14 protein-coding genes and 1 pseudogene are annotated in these 17,110 nt (G+C 71.5%); 12 read left to right on the plus strand and 3 right to left on the minus strand.

The features are described 5' to 3' along the window. The first annotated feature begins 341 nt into the window (after positions 1–341). Positions 342–1,940 carry a methyl-accepting chemotaxis protein gene (locus ACZ6S4_RS29000; protein ID WP_465477931.1) on the plus strand — a complete coding sequence of 533 codons (1,599 nt, stop codon included), beginning with the start codon at positions 342–344 and terminating at the stop codon, positions 1,938–1,940. Positions 1,941–2,020: 80 nt separating this feature from the next. Here the strand turns inward: ACZ6S4_RS29000 and ACZ6S4_RS29005 are convergent. Next, positions 2,021–2,626 (minus strand): annotated as a pseudogene (locus ACZ6S4_RS29005) (SDR family oxidoreductase); the annotation flags it as partial. After that, entirely contained in the window at positions 2,542–2,739 is a 198-nt protein-coding gene (locus tag ACZ6S4_RS29010; protein ID WP_465477932.1) for a hypothetical protein, read from the minus strand. The pseudogene ACZ6S4_RS29005 and the gene ACZ6S4_RS29010, both read right to left, overlap by 85 nt. A 92-nt stretch (positions 2,740–2,831) precedes the next feature. Between ACZ6S4_RS29010 and ACZ6S4_RS29015 the strand changes: the two genes are divergently transcribed. The 9 genes from ACZ6S4_RS29015 to ACZ6S4_RS29055 all read left to right on the plus strand — a co-directional run bounded on the left by ACZ6S4_RS29015 (position 2,832) and on the right by ACZ6S4_RS29055 (position 13,711). Beyond that, entirely contained in the window at positions 2,832–3,509 is a 678-nt protein-coding gene (locus tag ACZ6S4_RS29015; RefSeq protein ID WP_465477933.1) for a CGNR zinc finger domain-containing protein, read from the plus strand. A gap of 7 nt (positions 3,510–3,516) precedes the next feature. Continuing rightward, a complete protein-coding gene (locus ACZ6S4_RS29020) occupies positions 3,517–3,681 on the plus strand; it encodes a hypothetical protein (protein ID WP_465477934.1) in 165 nt (54 codons plus the stop codon). Further along, positions 3,678–3,767 (plus strand): potassium-transporting ATPase subunit F, encoded by a 90-nt coding sequence (locus ACZ6S4_RS29025; RefSeq protein ID WP_465477935.1) that lies wholly within the window; start codon positions 3,678–3,680, stop codon positions 3,765–3,767. Before ACZ6S4_RS29020 ends, ACZ6S4_RS29025 begins: the two co-directional genes overlap by 4 nt. Beyond that, positions 3,767–5,413, plus strand: a complete 1,647-nt coding sequence (gene kdpA / locus ACZ6S4_RS29030) for a potassium-transporting ATPase subunit KdpA (protein ID WP_465477936.1) — start codon at positions 3,767–3,769, stop codon at positions 5,411–5,413. The genes ACZ6S4_RS29025 and kdpA overlap by 1 nt, the downstream gene beginning before the upstream one ends. Then, entirely contained in the window at positions 5,410–7,539 is a 2,130-nt protein-coding gene (kdpB, locus tag ACZ6S4_RS29035) for a potassium-transporting ATPase subunit KdpB (RefSeq protein WP_465477937.1), read from the plus strand. Before kdpA ends, kdpB begins: the two co-directional genes overlap by 4 nt. Positions 7,540–7,544: 5 nt before the next feature. Next, positions 7,545–8,408 carry a potassium-transporting ATPase subunit C gene (locus ACZ6S4_RS29040; protein WP_465477938.1) on the plus strand — a complete coding sequence of 288 codons (864 nt, stop codon included), beginning with the start codon at positions 7,545–7,547 and terminating at the stop codon, positions 8,406–8,408. 89 nt (positions 8,409–8,497) lie between these two features. Further along, on the plus strand, positions 8,498–10,993 hold the full coding sequence (locus ACZ6S4_RS29045) for a DUF4118 domain-containing protein (protein ID WP_465477939.1): 2,496 nt from the start codon (positions 8,498–8,500) through the stop codon (positions 10,991–10,993). A gap of 113 nt (positions 10,994–11,106) precedes the next feature. Next, a complete protein-coding gene (locus tag ACZ6S4_RS29050) occupies positions 11,107–13,134 on the plus strand; it encodes an APC family permease (RefSeq protein ID WP_465477940.1) in 2,028 nt (675 codons plus the stop codon). Positions 13,135–13,153: 19 nt separating this feature from the next. Beyond that, positions 13,154–13,711 (plus strand): GNAT family N-acetyltransferase, encoded by a 558-nt coding sequence (locus ACZ6S4_RS29055; RefSeq protein ID WP_465477941.1) that lies wholly within the window; start codon positions 13,154–13,156, stop codon positions 13,709–13,711. Between the two features lie 8 nt (positions 13,712–13,719). Here ACZ6S4_RS29055 and ACZ6S4_RS29060 read toward each other — a convergent pair whose 3' ends face one another. Continuing rightward, positions 13,720–14,340 carry a TetR/AcrR family transcriptional regulator gene (locus ACZ6S4_RS29060; protein ID WP_465477942.1) on the minus strand — a complete coding sequence of 207 codons (621 nt, stop codon included), beginning with the start codon at positions 14,338–14,340 and terminating at the stop codon, positions 13,720–13,722. Between the two features lie 93 nt (positions 14,341–14,433). Here ACZ6S4_RS29060 and ACZ6S4_RS29065 point away from each other — a divergent pair, with 93 nt between their 5' ends. After that, positions 14,434–14,910 (plus strand): siderophore-interacting protein, encoded by a 477-nt coding sequence (locus ACZ6S4_RS29065; RefSeq protein ID WP_465477943.1) that lies wholly within the window; start codon positions 14,434–14,436, stop codon positions 14,908–14,910. Beyond that, a complete protein-coding gene (locus ACZ6S4_RS29070; protein WP_465477944.1) occupies positions 14,892–17,015 on the plus strand; it encodes a 2Fe-2S iron-sulfur cluster-binding protein in 2,124 nt (707 codons plus the stop codon). Before ACZ6S4_RS29065 ends, ACZ6S4_RS29070 begins: the two co-directional genes overlap by 19 nt. The last annotated feature ends 95 nt before the right edge of the window (positions 17,016–17,110 follow it).

A 17,110-nucleotide genomic window follows, 5' to 3' on the forward strand; every position in this document is an offset into this window, starting at 1 on the left:
CACGGCCCGTGCCGGGAGACGACGTCCGGGATGGCGCCGCGCTCGCCCGGGTAGCCCTGCTCGTCGCTGACCGGCGCTGCGGAACAGGTGGATGAACCGGGTGCGGTTGTAGCGGGTCAGCTCGTCCAGCAGGGCCTTCCATCGGCCTCGACGTGGTGGTCCGGTACCGGGAGGATCGGCGTCGCCGAGGCCCCGGGGAAGCCGTCGCACACGCGGTGCGACCCCCGTGCTGCTACCTACCACTCGCCGCCGGTCCTGTTCGCAGATCCGGGAAACGCCTCGTCACGCCGCTCCTGCTCGTACGTTGTGGGTGACCCCAGGCGTTCGGGAGAGGCACGGTCATGAAGCTCGGTGGAGCGTTCGACAACGGTTCACTGCGTACCAAGATCGGGGCTGTGGTCCTGACGGCGGCCGTCAGCGGCCTGATCGTCGGGGCAGTGGCGATCAACATGGTGCGGGATCTGAACAACGAGGCCGCCGCCGCGCAGCGTCAGACCCTGGCGGTCCAGGCCGCCGCCGGGTCCTACGGCAAGAACATCGAGGCGTTCAGCGGCAACACCTCCTCGCTGCAGCTCTACCCGAGCCTCAAGGACCGCATCAACGAGGCGTTGACCGCCAACAAGCAGGCCATCACCGACGCGCTGAACGTGCTCAGCACGAACCTGTCCCAGCAGGACGGGGGAGCCCAGGTCGTCGCCAAGGCCAAGCAGGACTGGGAGGCCTATCTGGCCTTCAACGGTGGGTCCGCCTCGTCGTCGACGCCGCCCGCGCCGTTGACCGCCGAGCAGCTGGCGGAGGCCGTCAAGCAGTACGACGCCCTCTACAAGGCGCTGGGTGACGACCAGGTGGCGCTGGAGGACCGGGCGAAGGCCATGTCGGCCGCCAACATCGAGAACTCGGCGGCCGAGGCCCGCGAGGCGGTGACGGCGATCGCGGTCGTGCTCGGGGTCGGCCTCCTGCTGAGCATCCTGCTCGCGATCCGCGTGGGCAACCGGCTGCGCCGCGCCATGACAGGGGTCTCGCGTCTCGCCGACGGGCTCGCCGACGGTGATCTCACCCGGGAGTCGGGGGTCGACGGCCAGGACGAGGTCGGCCGGATGGCGGCCTCCCTGGACCGCGCGATCAGCCGGTTGCGGGCGGACGTCGTGCAGCTGGCCGGTAACGCCGGCACCCTGAACGAGGCAGCCCTGCAGCTCACCACCGTGTCCGGCACGGTCGACGCCGCCGCCGCGGACGCCGCCGCCCAGGCCGGCTCGGTCGCATCGGCCGCCGACGTGGTGTCGAACAACCTGCAGGTGGTGTCCTCGGGTTCGCAGGAGATGGGCTCGTCGATCCGCGACATCAGCGTCTCCACCACGGAGGCGTCCGAGGTGGCGGCGCAGGCCGTCGAGGTCGCCACCGCCACCAACGCGATCGTCGCCCGGCTGGGGGAGTCCTCGGCCGAGATCGCCACCGTGATCAAGGTGATCACCTCGATCGCCGAGCAGACCAACCTGCTCGCCCTGAACGCCACCATCGAGGCCGCCCGCGCCGGTGAGCTGGGCAAGGGCTTCGCGGTCGTGGCCGGCGAGGTCAAGGACCTGGCCCAGGAGACGGCCAAGGCCACCGAGGACATCTCCCGGCGGGTCCGCACGATCCAGACCGACACCGACGGCGCGGTCACCGCGATCGGCGAGATCTCGGCGATCATCGAACGGATCAACGGCATCCAGCTCACCATCGCCTCCGCCGTCGAGGAGCAGACCGCGACCACGCAGGAGATGAACCGCACGCTGTCGGACGCGGCAACCGGTGCCAGCAACATCGCCGTGACCATCACCGGGATGTCCGACGCGACCCGGCGTACCACGGACACCGTCTCGGCGACCCGGCACGCCGCCGGCGAGCTCGCCGCGACGGCCGGACAGCTCCAGACCCTGGTGTCCCGCTTCCGGTACTGACCGCTCCGGGGGCGCCGGGCGGTCTGGCCGCCGTCGACGACCATGGCGTGCCCGACGGCGAAGGACGCCTCGTCGGAGCACAGCCACAGCACCGCCGCGGCGATCTCCTCGGGCCGGCCCATCCGGCCGATCGGCTCCTGGTCGAGCACGGCCAGCCGGCCCTCCGGGGTGTCGCCGAAGACCTATTCGATCATGGCGGTGTCGAGGATGCCGGGACAGACGGCGTTGATCCGGATGCCGGCGCCCGCGTAGTCCAGGGCGGCGCACTTGGTGGCGCCGATGACGCCGGACTTCGCCGCGCCGTACGCGGCCCCGCCGCCGAAGCCCCGGACCCCGGCGCCCGAGCGCGGTAGTGCCGCATGCCGCGGACGACGTCGGGGTCGCGATTGACGGCCGTCAGCAGCTCGCCGGAGGCCAGGCCGACCCGGTCCCGCCCGCGCGGCATCTGGACCTGGTAGTACGTGCGACGGCGGCCTTCCTCCGGCACCCGTCCAGGGCGGTCGCCTCCCGCGGAGGAACGGCCGCCTCGACGTGGGGCGCCGCAGTCGCGGTGGAGGGTCGTGACGGCCGGGCCGGCGCGGTACCGGCGTACCGGAATTTCTCAGGCCTGGTGCAGGGGGCTGGGGCAGGCCGGGCTGATCCGGTCGGCCAGCGCGTGCAGCGCACCGGCGGTCCGGATGCGGAATGCCCCCGGCCCTGGCTGGCGCTCCGGGATCACCGGCGCGTCCGGCAGGGCGGACCGGGAAGCCTCGCGCGCCTGCTGTACGCCCAGCCGTCCGACGGCGTAGTAGATGAGCATCGCTCCTCCTCGTGCTACCAGCTAAACTTGCTTTAGTGGAAGCATACCGGAGTTGCTTCCGGCAAAACAGCCTTTGGCAGTAGGTTGATGCGATGAACGACGCGACCCCGACCGGCGGCGTGGCGGACCTGGTCCGCAACGGCGGCACGCTGTGCCTGGACTACATCAACACGGTGGAGCCGCGGACCGGTCCGGTGGACCGCGAGTGGCTGACCGGATATGCCGACCTGGTCGTGTGGGCCCGGCACGGCGACCTCCTCGACGATGCGGCGGCGGACGCGCTCCTGCGCACGGCCGCGGATCGGCCGGCGGAGGCCCAGGCCGCCTTCCGAGCCGCCATCGACCTGCGTGAGGGACTGTTCCGGCTGTTCGCCGCGATCGTCGACAGCACCACGCCGGCCGACGGGGACCTCGAGGTGCTGCGGTGTGCCTACGCGGCCGCGATCCGGCACGGCCGGCTGGTGCCCAGCGGCGGCGGTTTCGGCTGGGCCTGGGACGCCGCGGATTCGCTCGACCGGCCGTGGTGGCCGGTCGCCGTCTCGGCGATGGAGCTGCTCAGTCACGGGCCGCTCGACCGGATCAAGCAGTGCCCCACCGATGAGGGCTGCTCCTGGCTCTTCATCGACGCCACCAAGAACCGCAGCCGGCGCTGGTGCAGCATGGACGACTGCGGCAGCCAGATCAAAGCACGCCGGCAGACCGACCGGCGCCGCGCCGCCCGTCGAGGCTCCGGCGTCAAGAACGCGTCAAGAAACGGCCCTGCGGCGTAGAGAACGTGTGAACACCGATGACACGGGGTTCCCGGGCGAGATGTGCTTCCGGGCGAAGCACATCATCCCCTCGTCAAGGAGTCGTCCCGTGGCTGATCTCGTGTTCGTCGGTCTCACGGTGGTGCTGTTCGCAGCGCTGACCGTGCTGATCCGGGCGGTCGAACGCTGGTGAGCGCCGTCAATCTCGTCGGACTGCTCGCGGCCGTCCTGCTCGGGGGCTTCATGGTGGCCGCCCTGCTCTTCCCGGAGAAGTTCTGATGGCCGGCTGGCTGTTCGTCATCACTCTCGCGGTCGCGCTGGTGGCGGTGTACCGCCCGTTCGGTGACTACATGTACCGGGTGGTGAGCGGAACCCGCAGCAATGTCGTCGAACGCGGCATCTACCGCCTGGTCGGCGTGGACCCGGCCGTCGAGCAGACCTGGGGCGTCTACGCCCGCGGCGTCCTCGCGTTCTCGGCGGTGTCGGTGCTGTTCCTCTATCTGTTCCTGCGGGTGCAGGACAAGCTGTGGCTGTCGCTGGGCCTGCCGGCGGTGACAGATCACGTCGCGTGGAACACCGCCGTCAGCTTCGTGTCCAACACCAACTGGCAGGCGTACGCCGGTGAGTCGACGATGGGCCACCTGGTGCAGATGGCCGGCCTCGCGGTGCAGAACTTCGTGTCCGCGAGCGTGGGTATCGCCGTCGCGGTGGCGTTGATCCGCGGCTTCGCGGCCCGCCGGAACGGCACGCTGGGCAACTTCTGGGTCGACCTGACCCGGATCACGCTGCGGATCCTGCTGCCGATCTGCCTGCTCGCCACCGTCGTGTTCATGGTCGCCGGGATGGTGCAGAACCTGTCCGGCGGCACCGACGTCACCACGCTCACGGGCGCCGCGCAGCACATCCCCGGCGGGCCGGTCGCGAGCCAGGAGGCGATCAAGGGGCTCGGCACCAACGGCGGCGGCTTCTCCAACGTCAACTCGGCGCATCCGTTCGAGAACCCGACGACCTGGACGAACTGGCTGCAGCTCTTCCTGATCTTCCTGATCCCGTTCAGCCTGCCGCGGGTCTTCGGCCGGATCGTCGGTCAGCACCGGCAGGGGTACGCGATCGTCGCGGTCATGGCCGTGCTCGCGGTCGCGAGCATCGCGCTGACCGTGGGCTTCGAGACCCACGGCGGCGGCACCGTGCCACAGGCTGTCGGTGCCGCGATGGAGGGCAAGGAGGTCCGGTTCGGCGTCGCCAACTCGGCCACCTTCGCCGCGGCGACCACGTTGACGTCGACCGGCGCGGTGAACTCGTTCCACGACTCGTACACCCCGTTCGGCGGGATGATGCCGATGGTCAACATGATGCTCGGCGAGGTCGCCCCCGGCGGTGTCGGCTCCGGCCTCTACGGCCTGCTCATCCTGGCGGTGATCACGGTCTTCGTGGCCGGGCTGATGGTCGGGCGCACGCCCGAGTACCTGGGCAAGAAGATCGGCGCCCACCAGATGAAGCTGGCGTCGCTGTACTTCCTCGTCACCCCGACGATCGTGCTGGCCGGCACCGCCGCCGCGTTCGCCACCGGCAACAACGCCACCGCCCTGAACGTCGGCCCGCACGGCCTGTCCGAAGTGCTGTACGCCTTCACCTCGGCCGGGAACAACAACGGCTCGGCCTTTGCCGGCATCACGGTCAACACACCGTGGTGGGACACCGCCCTGAGCCTGGCGATGCTGCTCGGCCGGTTCCTGCCGATGGTGCTCGTGCTGGCGCTGGCCGGCTCGCTCGCTCTGCAGCAGCCCACCCCCTCCTCCGAGGGCACCCTGCCCACCCACCGGCCCCTGTTCGTCGGGATGGTCGTCGGCGTCACCGTCGTGCTGGTCGCGCTCACGTTCCTGCCCGCTCTCGCTCTCGGACCCATCGCGGAGGGCCTGTCATGACCACCCCCACCCTGGAGAAACCCGCCACCGGTCAACCTCCGCGAGGCGGTGACCGTCGCGTCGGGGCCGGCCTGCTCGACCCGGCCCAGCTGAGGCAGGCCCTGCCGGGCGCGCTGGTCAAGCTCGACCCGCGCACGCTGTGGCACAACCCGGTCATGCTCATCGTCGAGGCCGGCGCCGCTTTCACCACCGTGCTGGCGATCGCCGGCCCGAGCGTGCTGGCCTGGGCCGTCACCGGATGCCTATGGCTGACCGTGGTCTTCGCCAACCTGGCCGAGGCGGTCGCGGAGGGGCGCGGCAAGGCCCAGGCGGCCGCGCTGCGCCGGTCGAAGCAGGACCTGGTCGCCCGGCGCCTCGTCGACGGCGTGGAGCGCCGGATCCCGGCGCCCGAGCTCAAGCAGGGCGACATCGTGGTGGTCGAGGCCGGCGAGACGATCCCGGGTGACGGCGACGTCATCGAGGGCATCGCCAGCGTCGACGAGTCCGCCATCACCGGCGAGTCCGCGCCGGTCATCCGCGAATCCGGCGGCGACCGCTCGGCGGTCACCGGCGGCACGAAGGTCCTGTCGGACCGGATCGTCGTGCGGATCACCCAGCGGCCGGGGGAGAGCTTCGTCGATCGGATGATCGCCCTGGTCGAGGGGGCCGAGCGGCAGAAGACCCCGAACGAGATCGCTTTGAACATCCTGCTCGCCGCGCTCACCCTCATCTTCCTGCTCTCGGTGGTCACGCTGCAGCCACTGGCGATCTACTCCAAGGCGTACCAGGCGGCCGCGCCGGACACCGCGGCGATCGACGCCCACGGCGTCACCGGCATCGTGCTGGTCTCGCTCGTCGTCTGCCTCATCCCGACCACCATCGGCGCGCTGCTCTCCGCCATCGGCATCGCCGGCATGGACCGCCTGGTGCAGCGCAACGTGCTGGCCATGAGCGGGCGGGCCGTGGAGGCCGCCGGTGACGTCAACACCCTGCTGCTCGACAAGACCGGGACGATCACCCTGGGCAATCGGCAGGCCGCTGAGTTCGTACCGGTGGACGGGGTCACGGCCGTGGCCCTCGCGGACGCCGCCCAACTGTCCAGCCTGGCCGATGAGACGCCCGAAGGGCGCTCGGTGGTGGTGCTGGCCAAGACCGGTTTCGGGCTGCGGGAACGCGAGCCGGGCCTGATGACGCGGGCGTCGTTCGTGCCGTTCACCGCGCAGACCCGGATGAGCGGCGTCGACCTCGGCGACCGGCAGATCCGCAAGGGCGCGGCGTCCGCGGTCATGAAGTGGGTCCGCCAGAACGGCGGGCAGCCGGCCGATGAGATCGGCGAGATCGTCGACACCATCAGCGGCACCGGCGGCACACCCCTGGTCGTGGCCGAGCGGAGCGCGGGGCAGCCGGCCCGCGCGCTGGGCGTCATCCACCTCAAGGACGTGGTCAAGCCCGGCATGCGCGAACGCTTCGACGAGATGCGCCGGATGGGCATCCGCACGGTGATGATCACCGGCGACAACCCGCGTACGGCCCGGGCGATCGCCGACGAGGCCGGCGTGGACGACTTCCTGGCCGAGGCCACGCCGGAGGACAAGCTCGCCTACATCCGCCGGGAGCAGCAGGGCGGCCGGCTGGTCGCGATGACCGGCGACGGCACCAACGACGCTCCCGCGCTGGCCCAGGCCGACGTCGGCGTGGCGATGAACACGGGAACGTCGGCCGCGAAGGAGGCCGGAAACATGGTCGACCTCGACTCCGACCCGACCAAACTCATCGAGATCGTGGAGATCGGCAAGCAGCTGCTGATCACCCGGGGTGCCCTGACCACCTTCTCGATCACCAACGACATCGCCAAGTACTTCGCGATCATCCCGGCCATGTTCGCCGCCGTCTATCCGGGCCTGGACACCCTGAACGTGATGCGGCTGCACTCGCCCGGCTCGGCGATCCTGTCCGCCGTCGTCTTCAACGCCCTGGTGATCGTGGCGCTGATCCCGCTCGCGCTGCGCGGAATCCGCTACCGGCCGTCCGGCGCCGGCTCACTGCTGCGCCGCAACCTGCTGGTGTACGGCCTGGGCGGCGTGCTCGCCCCGTTCGTCGGCATCAAAGTCATCGACCTGCTCATCCAGTTCATCCCCGGGATCTGATCACTGTGCGACTTCCTTCCTGGCTCGCCCAGCACCTCGCCGCCCTGCGGGCCCTGCTGGTCCTCACGGTCCTGCTCGGCATCGCCTACCCGTTGCTCATGGTCGGCGTCGGCCGGATTCCCGGTCTGTCCGACCGCGCCGACGGCTCCCTCATCACGGTCACCGGCCACCAGGCCGGCAGCCGCCTGATCGGCCAGGCCTTCACCGACGCGGCCGGCCACCCCGACCCGCGCTACTTCCAGAGCCGGCCCTCGGCGGCCGGCGACGGCTACGACCCCACCGCCACGTCGGCCAGCAACCTCGGCCCCGACAGCGTCGTCGACACCCTGGCGGACAACCCGGACGACGCCTCGCCGAGTCTGCTCACCCAGGTCTGCGCGCGCAGCCGGGCCGTCGGCGAGCTGGAGGGCGTCGACGGCCGCCGGCCGTACTGCACCGCCGACGGCGTCGGTGCCGTCCTGGCGGTCTTCCACCGCGACGGCTTCACCGGCCCGGTCATCCGGGTGGTCTCGGTCAACCAGACCGGTACGCCGTTCGTGCCCACCTACCAGGGAGTGACCGTCGAACCGGCCAAGATCGGGGAGGACTACCAGGCCCTCGGCGGCGTCGTCACGCCCGTCCGCGGCAGCGCGCCCGCCCGGCCGGTCGTCCCGGCGGACGCGGTCACCGCCAGTGCCAGCGGCCTGGACCCGGACATCAGCCCCGCCTACGCCACACTGCAGGTGCCACGGATAGCCCGGGAACGCGGCCTGACCGTCGAGGCCGTCCGCGCCCTGGTCCGGGACCACACCACCGATCGTGGTCTGGGCTTCCTCGGTGAGCCGGGCGTCAATGTCCTCGAGCTCAACCTCGCCCTCGACGGCCGGTAGACGAGCCCTCGACGGCCGGTGGACGAGCCCTCGACGGCCGGTGGACGAGTCCTCGACGGCCGGTGGACGAAAGGAGGGGCGGCGCCGACATGGCACGCGGAGAACTGCGCATCTACCTCGGCGCCGCCCCGGGCGTCGGCAAGACGTACACGATGCTGGAGGAGGCCCACCGGCGCGCCGGGCGCGGCACCGACGTGGTGGTCGCCTTCGTCGAGACCCATGGCCGCCGGCACACCGAGGCCATGCTCGCCGACCTCGAAGTGGTGCCCCGCCGGCGGGTCACCTACCGAGGGGCCGAGTTCACCGAGCTGGACCTGGACGCGGTGCTGGCCCGCGGTCCCGAGGTCGCCGTCGTCGACGAGCTGGCCCACACCAACGTGCCCGGCTCGCGCAACGGCAAGCGGTGGCAGGACATCCAGGAGCTGCTCGACGCCGGCATCGGCGTGCTGAGCACCGTCAACGTGCAGCACCTGGAGTCGCTCAACGACGTGGTCGCCCAGATCACCGGCGTCGAGCAGCGCGAGACCGTGCCGGACGCCGTCGTCCGCGCCGCCGAGCAGGTCGAGCTGGTGGACATGACGCCGGAGGCGCTGCGCCGCCGGATGGCCCACGGCAACATCTACCGGCCGGAGAAGATCGACGCCGCGCTCGGCAACTACTTCCGTACCGGCAACCTCACCGGCCTGCGGGAGCTGGCCCTGCTCTGGCTGGCCGACCAGGTCGAGGACCAGCTCGGCAAGTACCGCTCCGACCACAACATCGACACGACCTGGGAGACCCGGGAACGGGTCCTGGTCGGGCTGACCGGCGGCCCCGAGGGCGACACCCTGATCCGGCGGGCGGCGCGGATCGCCACCCGTACCGCGGCACCACGCTCCGGCGGCGCCGACCTGATGGCCGTCCACGTCACCCGCAACGACGGCCTGGCCGGCGCCGACCCGGCCACCCTGGCCCGGCAACGGGTGCTGGTGGAAAGCCTCGGCGGCTCCTTTCACCAGGTCGCCGGGGCCGACGTGCCGGCCGCCCTGCTCGACTTCGCCCGCGCGGTCAACGCCACCCAGGTCGTGCTCGGGGTCAGCAGCCGCGGCCGGCTGGCCCAGCTGCTCTCCGCCGGCGTCGGCGTGACCACCACCGCCCTGTCCGGCACCATCGACGTGCACCTGGTGCCCCACGAGCGCGCCCGGCAGGGCCGGCGCGGACGCCGGATGCCGGCGGCCCTGTCCCGGCGGCGCCGCTTCGGTGGTCTCGTCGCCACGGCGGCCGGCCTGCCGATGCTCACGGCGCTGCTGAAAGCCGGGCCGTCGCTGTCGCTGACCAACGACATCCTGCTGTTCCTGGCCGCTGTCGTCGGCGTCGCCCTGATCGGTGGCCTGTGGCCGGCCCTGCTCGCCGCCGTCGCCGGCTCGCTGCTGCTGAACTGGTTCTTCACCGCGCCGGTCGGCCGGTTCACCATCGCCGAAGGCGACAACCTGCTCGCCCTGGCGATCTTCGTCATCATCGCGATCGCCGTCAGCTGGGTCGTCGACACCGCCGCCCGGCGAACCCGCCAGGCCGCCCGGGCCGGCGCCGACGCGCAGACGCTCGCCACCGTCGCCGGCAGTGTCCTGCGCGGCGAACGCCCCCTGCCCGCGCTGCTGGAGAGGCTGCGGGAGACGTTCGCCCTCGACGCCGTGACGTTGCTGGAGAACGGCGCGGTCGTCGCCGAGTCGGGCAGCCCGGCCTGCACGCACGCCGCCGACGCCGATGCCGAGGTCAAGGTCGACGAGAACGTGACCATGCTGCTCAAAGGCCGGCCGCTGGAGGCCGGCGACCGGCGCATCGTCGAAGCCTTCGCCGCCCAGGCCACGGTCGCGTTGCGCCAGCAACGGCTCAGCGCCGAGGCCGCCACCGCCAGACCCCTGGCCGAGGCCGACCGGATGCGCACCGCGCTGCTCGCCGCGGTCAGCCATGACCTGCGCACCCCGCTCGCCGCGGCCAGGGCCGCCGTCGACAGCCTGCGCAGCGCCGACATCGAGTTCGACGAGCACGACCGCGCCGAGCTGCTCGCCACCGCCGCCGCCGCCCTCGACCGGCTCACCCGCCTGGTCACCAACCTGCTCGACATGAGCCGCCTGCAGGCCGGTGCCCTCGGCATCACCCCGGTCGCCGTCGGGGCCGAGGAAGTCCTCCCGCGCGCCCTGGACGACCTCGGTCCGGCCGGGCGGGACGTCGCCGTCCACATCCCCGGCGATCTGCCGCACCTGCGGGCCGATCCGGGCCTGCTCGAACGGGTCCTGGTCAACCTGATGGCCAACGCGCACAGGTACAGCCCCGACGGCCGCGTACCGGTGGTCACGGTGAGCGCGCACGGTGACGCTGTCGAGATCCGGGTGATCGACCACGGACCCGGCATCCCGGAGGACCGCTGGAACGACGTCTTCCTGCCGTTCCAGCGCCTCGGCGACCGCGACAACCACACCGGCGTCGGCCTCGGCCTGGCCCTGTCCCGCGGCCTCACCGAGGCGATGGGCGGCACGCTGACCCCGGAGGAGACCCCCGGTGGCGGCCTGACCATGATCATTGCGCTGCCCGCGGTCGCCGCCTGACCCGCTTGCGGTCCGGACTGGGAAAAAGCGCCCCTGATCGAGGTGGCCCGGGGAGCCGTCGTAGCGTGGTCCGGGCGGTAAGGCACCGCCGTGCGGGCGCGGGGAGAGAACTGATGGACACCACCGACGACGTGGCGTCATCCGGCGAGCAGGGCCCGGAGGTCCGGTACGCGGTCCCGGCGGTGGTCGACACTCCCACCACGCAGGCAGGCCCCGCCGCCGGACTGCCGCGATGGCTGCTCAAGCACCAGGTGCAACCCGTGGGCCCGGCCGCCGGGGAAGCCCATGCCGAGCAGCACGCCTGGTGGAAGGTGATGTGCCTGACCGGCGTCGACTACTTCTCCAGCCTCGCCTACGTGCCCGCGATCGCCGCGGCCGCCGCCGGAGCGGTGTCACCGCTGGCCACGTTGCTGATCGTGGCGTTGACCCTGCTGGGGATGCTGCCGATGTACCGGCGTGTCGCCCAGGAGAGCCCGCACGGGGCCGGGTCGGTGGCCATGCTCGAGGAGCTGCTGCCGTTCTGGAAAGGCAAGATCTTCGTCCTGGTCCTGCTCGGTTTCGTCGCCACCTCGTGGATCATCACCATCACCCTGTCCGCCGCCGACGCCAGCCTGCACCTGCTGGAGAACCCGCACGCTCCCGGCTTCCTGCACGGCCACGCGGTCGCGGTGACGGTGATCCTGCTGCTGATCCTGGGCGGGGTGTTCCTGCTCGGTTTCAGCGAGGCGGTCAGCGTCGCGATCCCCTTGGTCGCTGTGTTCCTGGGCCTGAACGCGGTGGTCATCGTGGTCGGCCTGATCGAGGTCATCACCACGCCGGGCGCGTTCTCGGCCTGGACGACCGCGCTCACCGCGGACGGCGGCGGGTTCGGCGGCCTCGTCGTCCCCGCGATCGTGGCGTTCCCGCTGCTGGTGCTGGGCCTTTCCGGCTTCGAGACCGGCGTCAGCATGATGCCCCTGGTGGCCACCAGCGGCGCCGACGCGCGGCAGCGGCTCGCCAACCGGATCCGCAACGCCCGCAAGCTGCTCACCGCGGCCGCGGTCATCATGAGCGTCTACCTGCTGGCCAGCAGCTTCGTCACCACCGTGCTCATCCCCGCCGCCGAGTTCGCCGAGGGCGGCGGCGCCAACGGCCGGGCGCTGGCCTGGCTGGCCCACGAGCAGCTGGGCGAGGTCTTCGGCACCGTCTACGACATCAGCACCGTGCTGATCCTGTGGTTCGCCGGCGCGTCGGCGATGGCCGGGCTGATCAACATCGTGCCGCGCTACCTGCCCGGCTACGGCATGGCGCCGGAATGGGGCCGCGCCGTGCGGCCCGTGGTGCTGGTCTACACCGCGATCAGCATCGTCATCACCATCGCGTTCGGCGCCGACGTCGACGCCCAGGCCGGCGCCTACGCCACCGGCATCCTGGCCATGATGGTCTCCGGGGCGTTCGCGGTCACGGTCTCGACCGTACGCCGGCGCCGGCGTCTGCCGGCGGTCGGCTTCGGCCTGTTGACCGCCGTGCTGTTCTACGCCCTGGTCGAGAACGTCATCGACAAACCCGACGGCATCGCCATCTCCGGACTGTTCATCCTCGGCATCATCGCCGTCTCGCTGGTCTCGCGCATCTCGCGCACCACCGAACTGCGCGCCGACCGGATCGAGTTCGACGAGAACGCCCGCCGGTTCATCACCGACACGATCGCCTTCGACGGCCAGATCAACCTCATCGCCAAGCGCCGCCGGCCCGGCGGGGACAGCGACGGAGCGGAGTACGCCGCCAAGGAACGCGAACAACGGGGTGACAACCCCGTGCCCGGCGGTGCCGACGTGATCTTCCTGGAGGTCGACGTGGTCGACCCGTCGGACTTCAGCGAGGTTCTCACGGTGCGGGGCGTCGAGGTCGACGGTCACCGCGTGCTCCGCGCCGAGGCCCCGGCCGCTCCGAACGCCATCGCCGCGATCCTGCTGGCCCTGCGTGACTCGACCGGAGTTCGCCCGCACTGCTACTTCGCCTGGGCCGAGGGCAGCCCGCTGGTGCACATGGTCCGGTACTTCCTGCTGGGCCGCGGCGACACGGCTCCCGTGACCCGCGAGATCATCCGCGAGCACGAGCCCGACCAGCAGCGTCGCCCCGGCATCCACGTCGGCGCCTGAGGCGGCCATCATGGTCTGCGTGACCGATCCGCAGCTTCGCGAGAGTACGACCCAGCGCCTCGTCCTGCGGGTGCCCGAGCCGGACGACCTGGAGCGGCTGTTCGACCTCTACTCCGATCCGCGGGTGTGGGGGCCGGATCCGCTGAGCCGGCACGAGGACCCCGCGCAGACCGAGCGGATGATCGGGAACTGGCGGGCCGCGTGGGAGCGTGACGGCCTGGGCATGTGGACGGCCTGGGACGGCGGCGAGTTCGTCGGCATCGGCGGCTGCTTCGTCCGGTACGGCATCGCCTGGAACCTCGGCTTCCGGCTGAGCCCGCCGTGCTGGGGGCGGGGCTACGCGCAGGAGATCAGCGCGGCGGCGATCGCGGCTGCTCGGGGGCGGCGGCCGGAGCTTCCGGTCACCGCGTACCTGCTGGAAGGCAATGACCAGTCTTTGCGCGCGGTCGAGCGGAGCGGCCTCGGCCGGGTCTGGCGGGGCCCGGACGCCGGCAACCCCGACACGAGTGCGATCCGGTTGCTCTACAGTGACCGGCCGTTGACGCCGGCGGCGCTGAAGGCCCTCACCGAGAACTGATCCGGCGGCTACCGGTCGCCGCGCAGGTAGCGGGTCACCATGTCCACCAGCTCGTTCTCGAACGTCTCGACCGGGATGGTGCGCGGGTCGGCCATGAGCTTGTGGGTGTTCAGCTCCACGGTGAAGATGATGAGCTGGGCCGCGGTGTCGATGTCGCGGACGTGCACGTCCGGGTGCCGGGCCAGCAGGTCGCGCACCTGAGCGCCGCGCTTCCTGCCGTGGCGGTCGATCGTCTCGAGCAGCTCCCGGGACATCGGGGCCTCCTCGATCATGATCCGGAGCAGCTGCGGGTCGTCGCCGTGGTTGTCGATCGCGTCGCGGACCAGGGCCCGTACCGTCGCCTCCAGGGTGCCGGGGGAGAGGTCGAGCTGGTCGGCCTCCGTCCAGGTGCCGCGGTCCAGGTGCCGCATCAACAGCTGGGCCAGGATGGCGTCCTTGTTCGGGAAGTACTGGTACAGCGAGCCGATCGAGATGCGGGCGCGTTCGGCGATGCGGTTGGTGGTGCCGGCGGCGTAGCCGTACTCGGCGAAAACGTGAGCAGCGGCGGTGAGGATCCGCTCCCGGGTGAGCTCGGCGCGGACCTGGCGGGGCGTGCGACGTGGCTGAAGGCGACGGTCGGCCGACGGCATCGGGGGGCCTCCTGGGGGCACGGAAAGCGAGTAGCCAAAGACCTGAGCTATTGTTCACAATAGTGCGGTGAGCTGCAAAAACAAGGCCTACACGTGATCCCCCGAGTTCGGCTGCCCGCGTCCCGCTCGATGATCACCCTGGCGGTGCGTCACCGGGAGTACCTGTCGCCCGGCTTCGCGAACGTCACCCTGGGCGGCCCGGCCGTGCGGGAGCTCGTCGTGGCCGGCAACGACCAGGCCGTACGCCTGTTCTTTCCCCGCGAGGGCCGGACCGGGCTGCGGATGCCGACCCTGTCGAACGAGGCCTGGATCGCCCAGCTGCTGCTGGCGCCGAGAGCGGTGCGCCCGTGGGTCCGGAACCTGACGATCCGGCCGATGCGGACGCCGGCCGGCGTCCGCATCCACTGGCTGAGCCGCGACGACGAAGACCTGCGGCCCGGGACCCTGGCCCTGGCGGCGGTACGCGACGCGCAACTGCCACCAAGCGGGACATCTCCTTCATCGGCTACCGGCGCCTCGGCCGGTCCGCCCCCGGCTGAGAGGAATCCCTTGTGCGGCAGCATGTCCTGACGACGGTGGACGAGATCGAGACAGCCATCGGGCGCCCGGCACCGATGATCATGCTCAAGCAGATCAGCGCCCTCGACGAGGGCTGCCGGACAGTTCTCGCCCGGTGCCCGATCGCGGCGTTCGGCTACCGCGACACCGACGGCACCAGCCGGACGACCTTCATCGGCGGCCCACCGGGATTCACCCGGGTCCACTCACCCACACGGATCTCGTTCTCCCTCGCCGAGCCCGGTGATCCGTACGGTCCGGTCTCGTTGTTCTTCCTCCTGCCGGGCGTCGGCGAGCTGCTGCGCGTCAACGGCACGGTCAGCGCACGCCAGGGCTCCGAGACGACGGTCGAGATCCAGGAGGCGTACGTGCACTGTGCTCAGGCCGTACTCCGGTCCGGTCTTTGGCAGCCACCCGCCCAGCGGCAGCCGACCGCGCAGATCGCGGGGGACGGGCCTCTGAGCCGCCCCGGCGTCGCCGATTTCCTGGCCGGTGCACCGTTTCTCGCGCTGTCCACGTGGGACTCGTCCGGCGGCAGCGACACGAGCCCGCGCGGCGATCAGCAGGCGGTGGCGCGAATTGTGGACAGCCGCACGCTGGTCATCCCGGACCGCCGCGGCAACAAACGCGCCGACACGCTGCACAACCTGCTCCAGGACGACCGGCTCTCGTTCGCCGCGCTGGTTCCGGGCCGCAGCGGCGTGCTGCACGTCCGCGGCCGTGGCGCGATCACCGGCGACCCGGCGCTGCTGGAGACGATGGCGTTGCGCGACACACCCCCGCATGCGGCGCTCTTCATCGACGTCGAGCACGCCGAGGTGACGGGCAACGACGCCGTGTCCCGGTCCCGGCTGTGGTCGCCCGGCGCGCACCTCGACCGCGGCACGGTGCCGGACCTGATGGCGCTGGCCGGGGAGCATCTGGCCGCCAACGCTGACGGTCGTTCGACCACGTACCTGATGAAGGTTGTCGGGGTGATCCCCGGGATGACGCGACTGCTGCGGCTGGTGATGAACCGCGCCTACCGCTTCGGTCTGCGCAAGGAGGGCTACGGGGACATCGCGCCCGCGCCGCGCGGTCGCCGTGAGCATCGGGCCGAGGTGGGCGATCCGCTGCGGGAGGTGCGGATCACGGAGGTACGCCGGGAGACGCCGAGCGCGGTCACACTCGTCCTCGAGGACGCGGGCGACCGCCGCACCACGTTCGACTTCCGGCCCGGGCAGTTCTTCACGCTGGTCGCCGACATCAACGGCCGGCCGGTGCGGCGGGCGTACTCGGCGTCCTCGGTGCCGGGATCGTCCCGGCTGGAGGTCACCGTCAAGCGGGTCGAGCCGGGGCGGTTCTCCACCCACGTGCACGGCGGCCTTCGCGCCGGGGACCGGCTCGCGGTGCTCGGCCCCTCCGGGTCCTTCCACGCCGAGCCGCAGGCTCCGGAGCAGCTCGTGCTCGTCGCGGCGGGCAGCGGCGTGACCCCGATGATGAGCATGATCCGTACGCGGCTCGCGGCTGAATCGGCCGGCGACCGGATCGCGCTGCTCTACAGCAGCCGCGACGCGGACGAGGTGATCTTCGCCGAGGAACTGGCCCGGCTGGCGAAGGACCATCCCGGCCGGCTGTCGGTCACCCACGTGCTGACCCGGCGGGACGGCCGGCTCGACGCGGAGGGCGTGCGGCGGTGGGTCGCCGGTGTGGCCCCGGTTGCGGAGGCTCACTACTACGTGTGCGGTCCGGAGCCGCTGATGGATGTCGTCCAGGGGGTGCTGGCCGGGCTGGGGGTGCCGGACGCGCAGGTGCATCAGGAGCACTACACCAGCGGCGCTGACCCGGGCAACGCGACGACTGTGCCGCAGGAGCTGACCGTCGAGGAGAACGGGCGGCCGGTGGGTTCGGTGGTGGTCGAGCCGGGGCAGACGCTGCTCGATGCGGGGCTGGCCGCGGGGTTGCCGATGCCGTACTCGTGCACGGTGGGCAACTGCGGTGACTGCATGGTCCGGCTGCGCAGCGGCGAGGTGAGCCAGAACGAGCCGAACTGCCTCACGCCCGCGCAGCGGGCGGACAACTTTGTGCTGACCTGCACCGCCTGCCCCCTGTCGAAGGTGACCGTCGACATCGCTTGACGGTTCTCCGTACCGTGTCGACCATGGCTTCCCCGAAAGGACGCGTCCGTAGCGTCCTCCCCGGTCTCCCGCCCCGCGGGCCCGTATCGAGTACG

The sequence above is a fragment of the Actinoplanes sp. NPDC051405 genome (assembly GCF_055586185.1).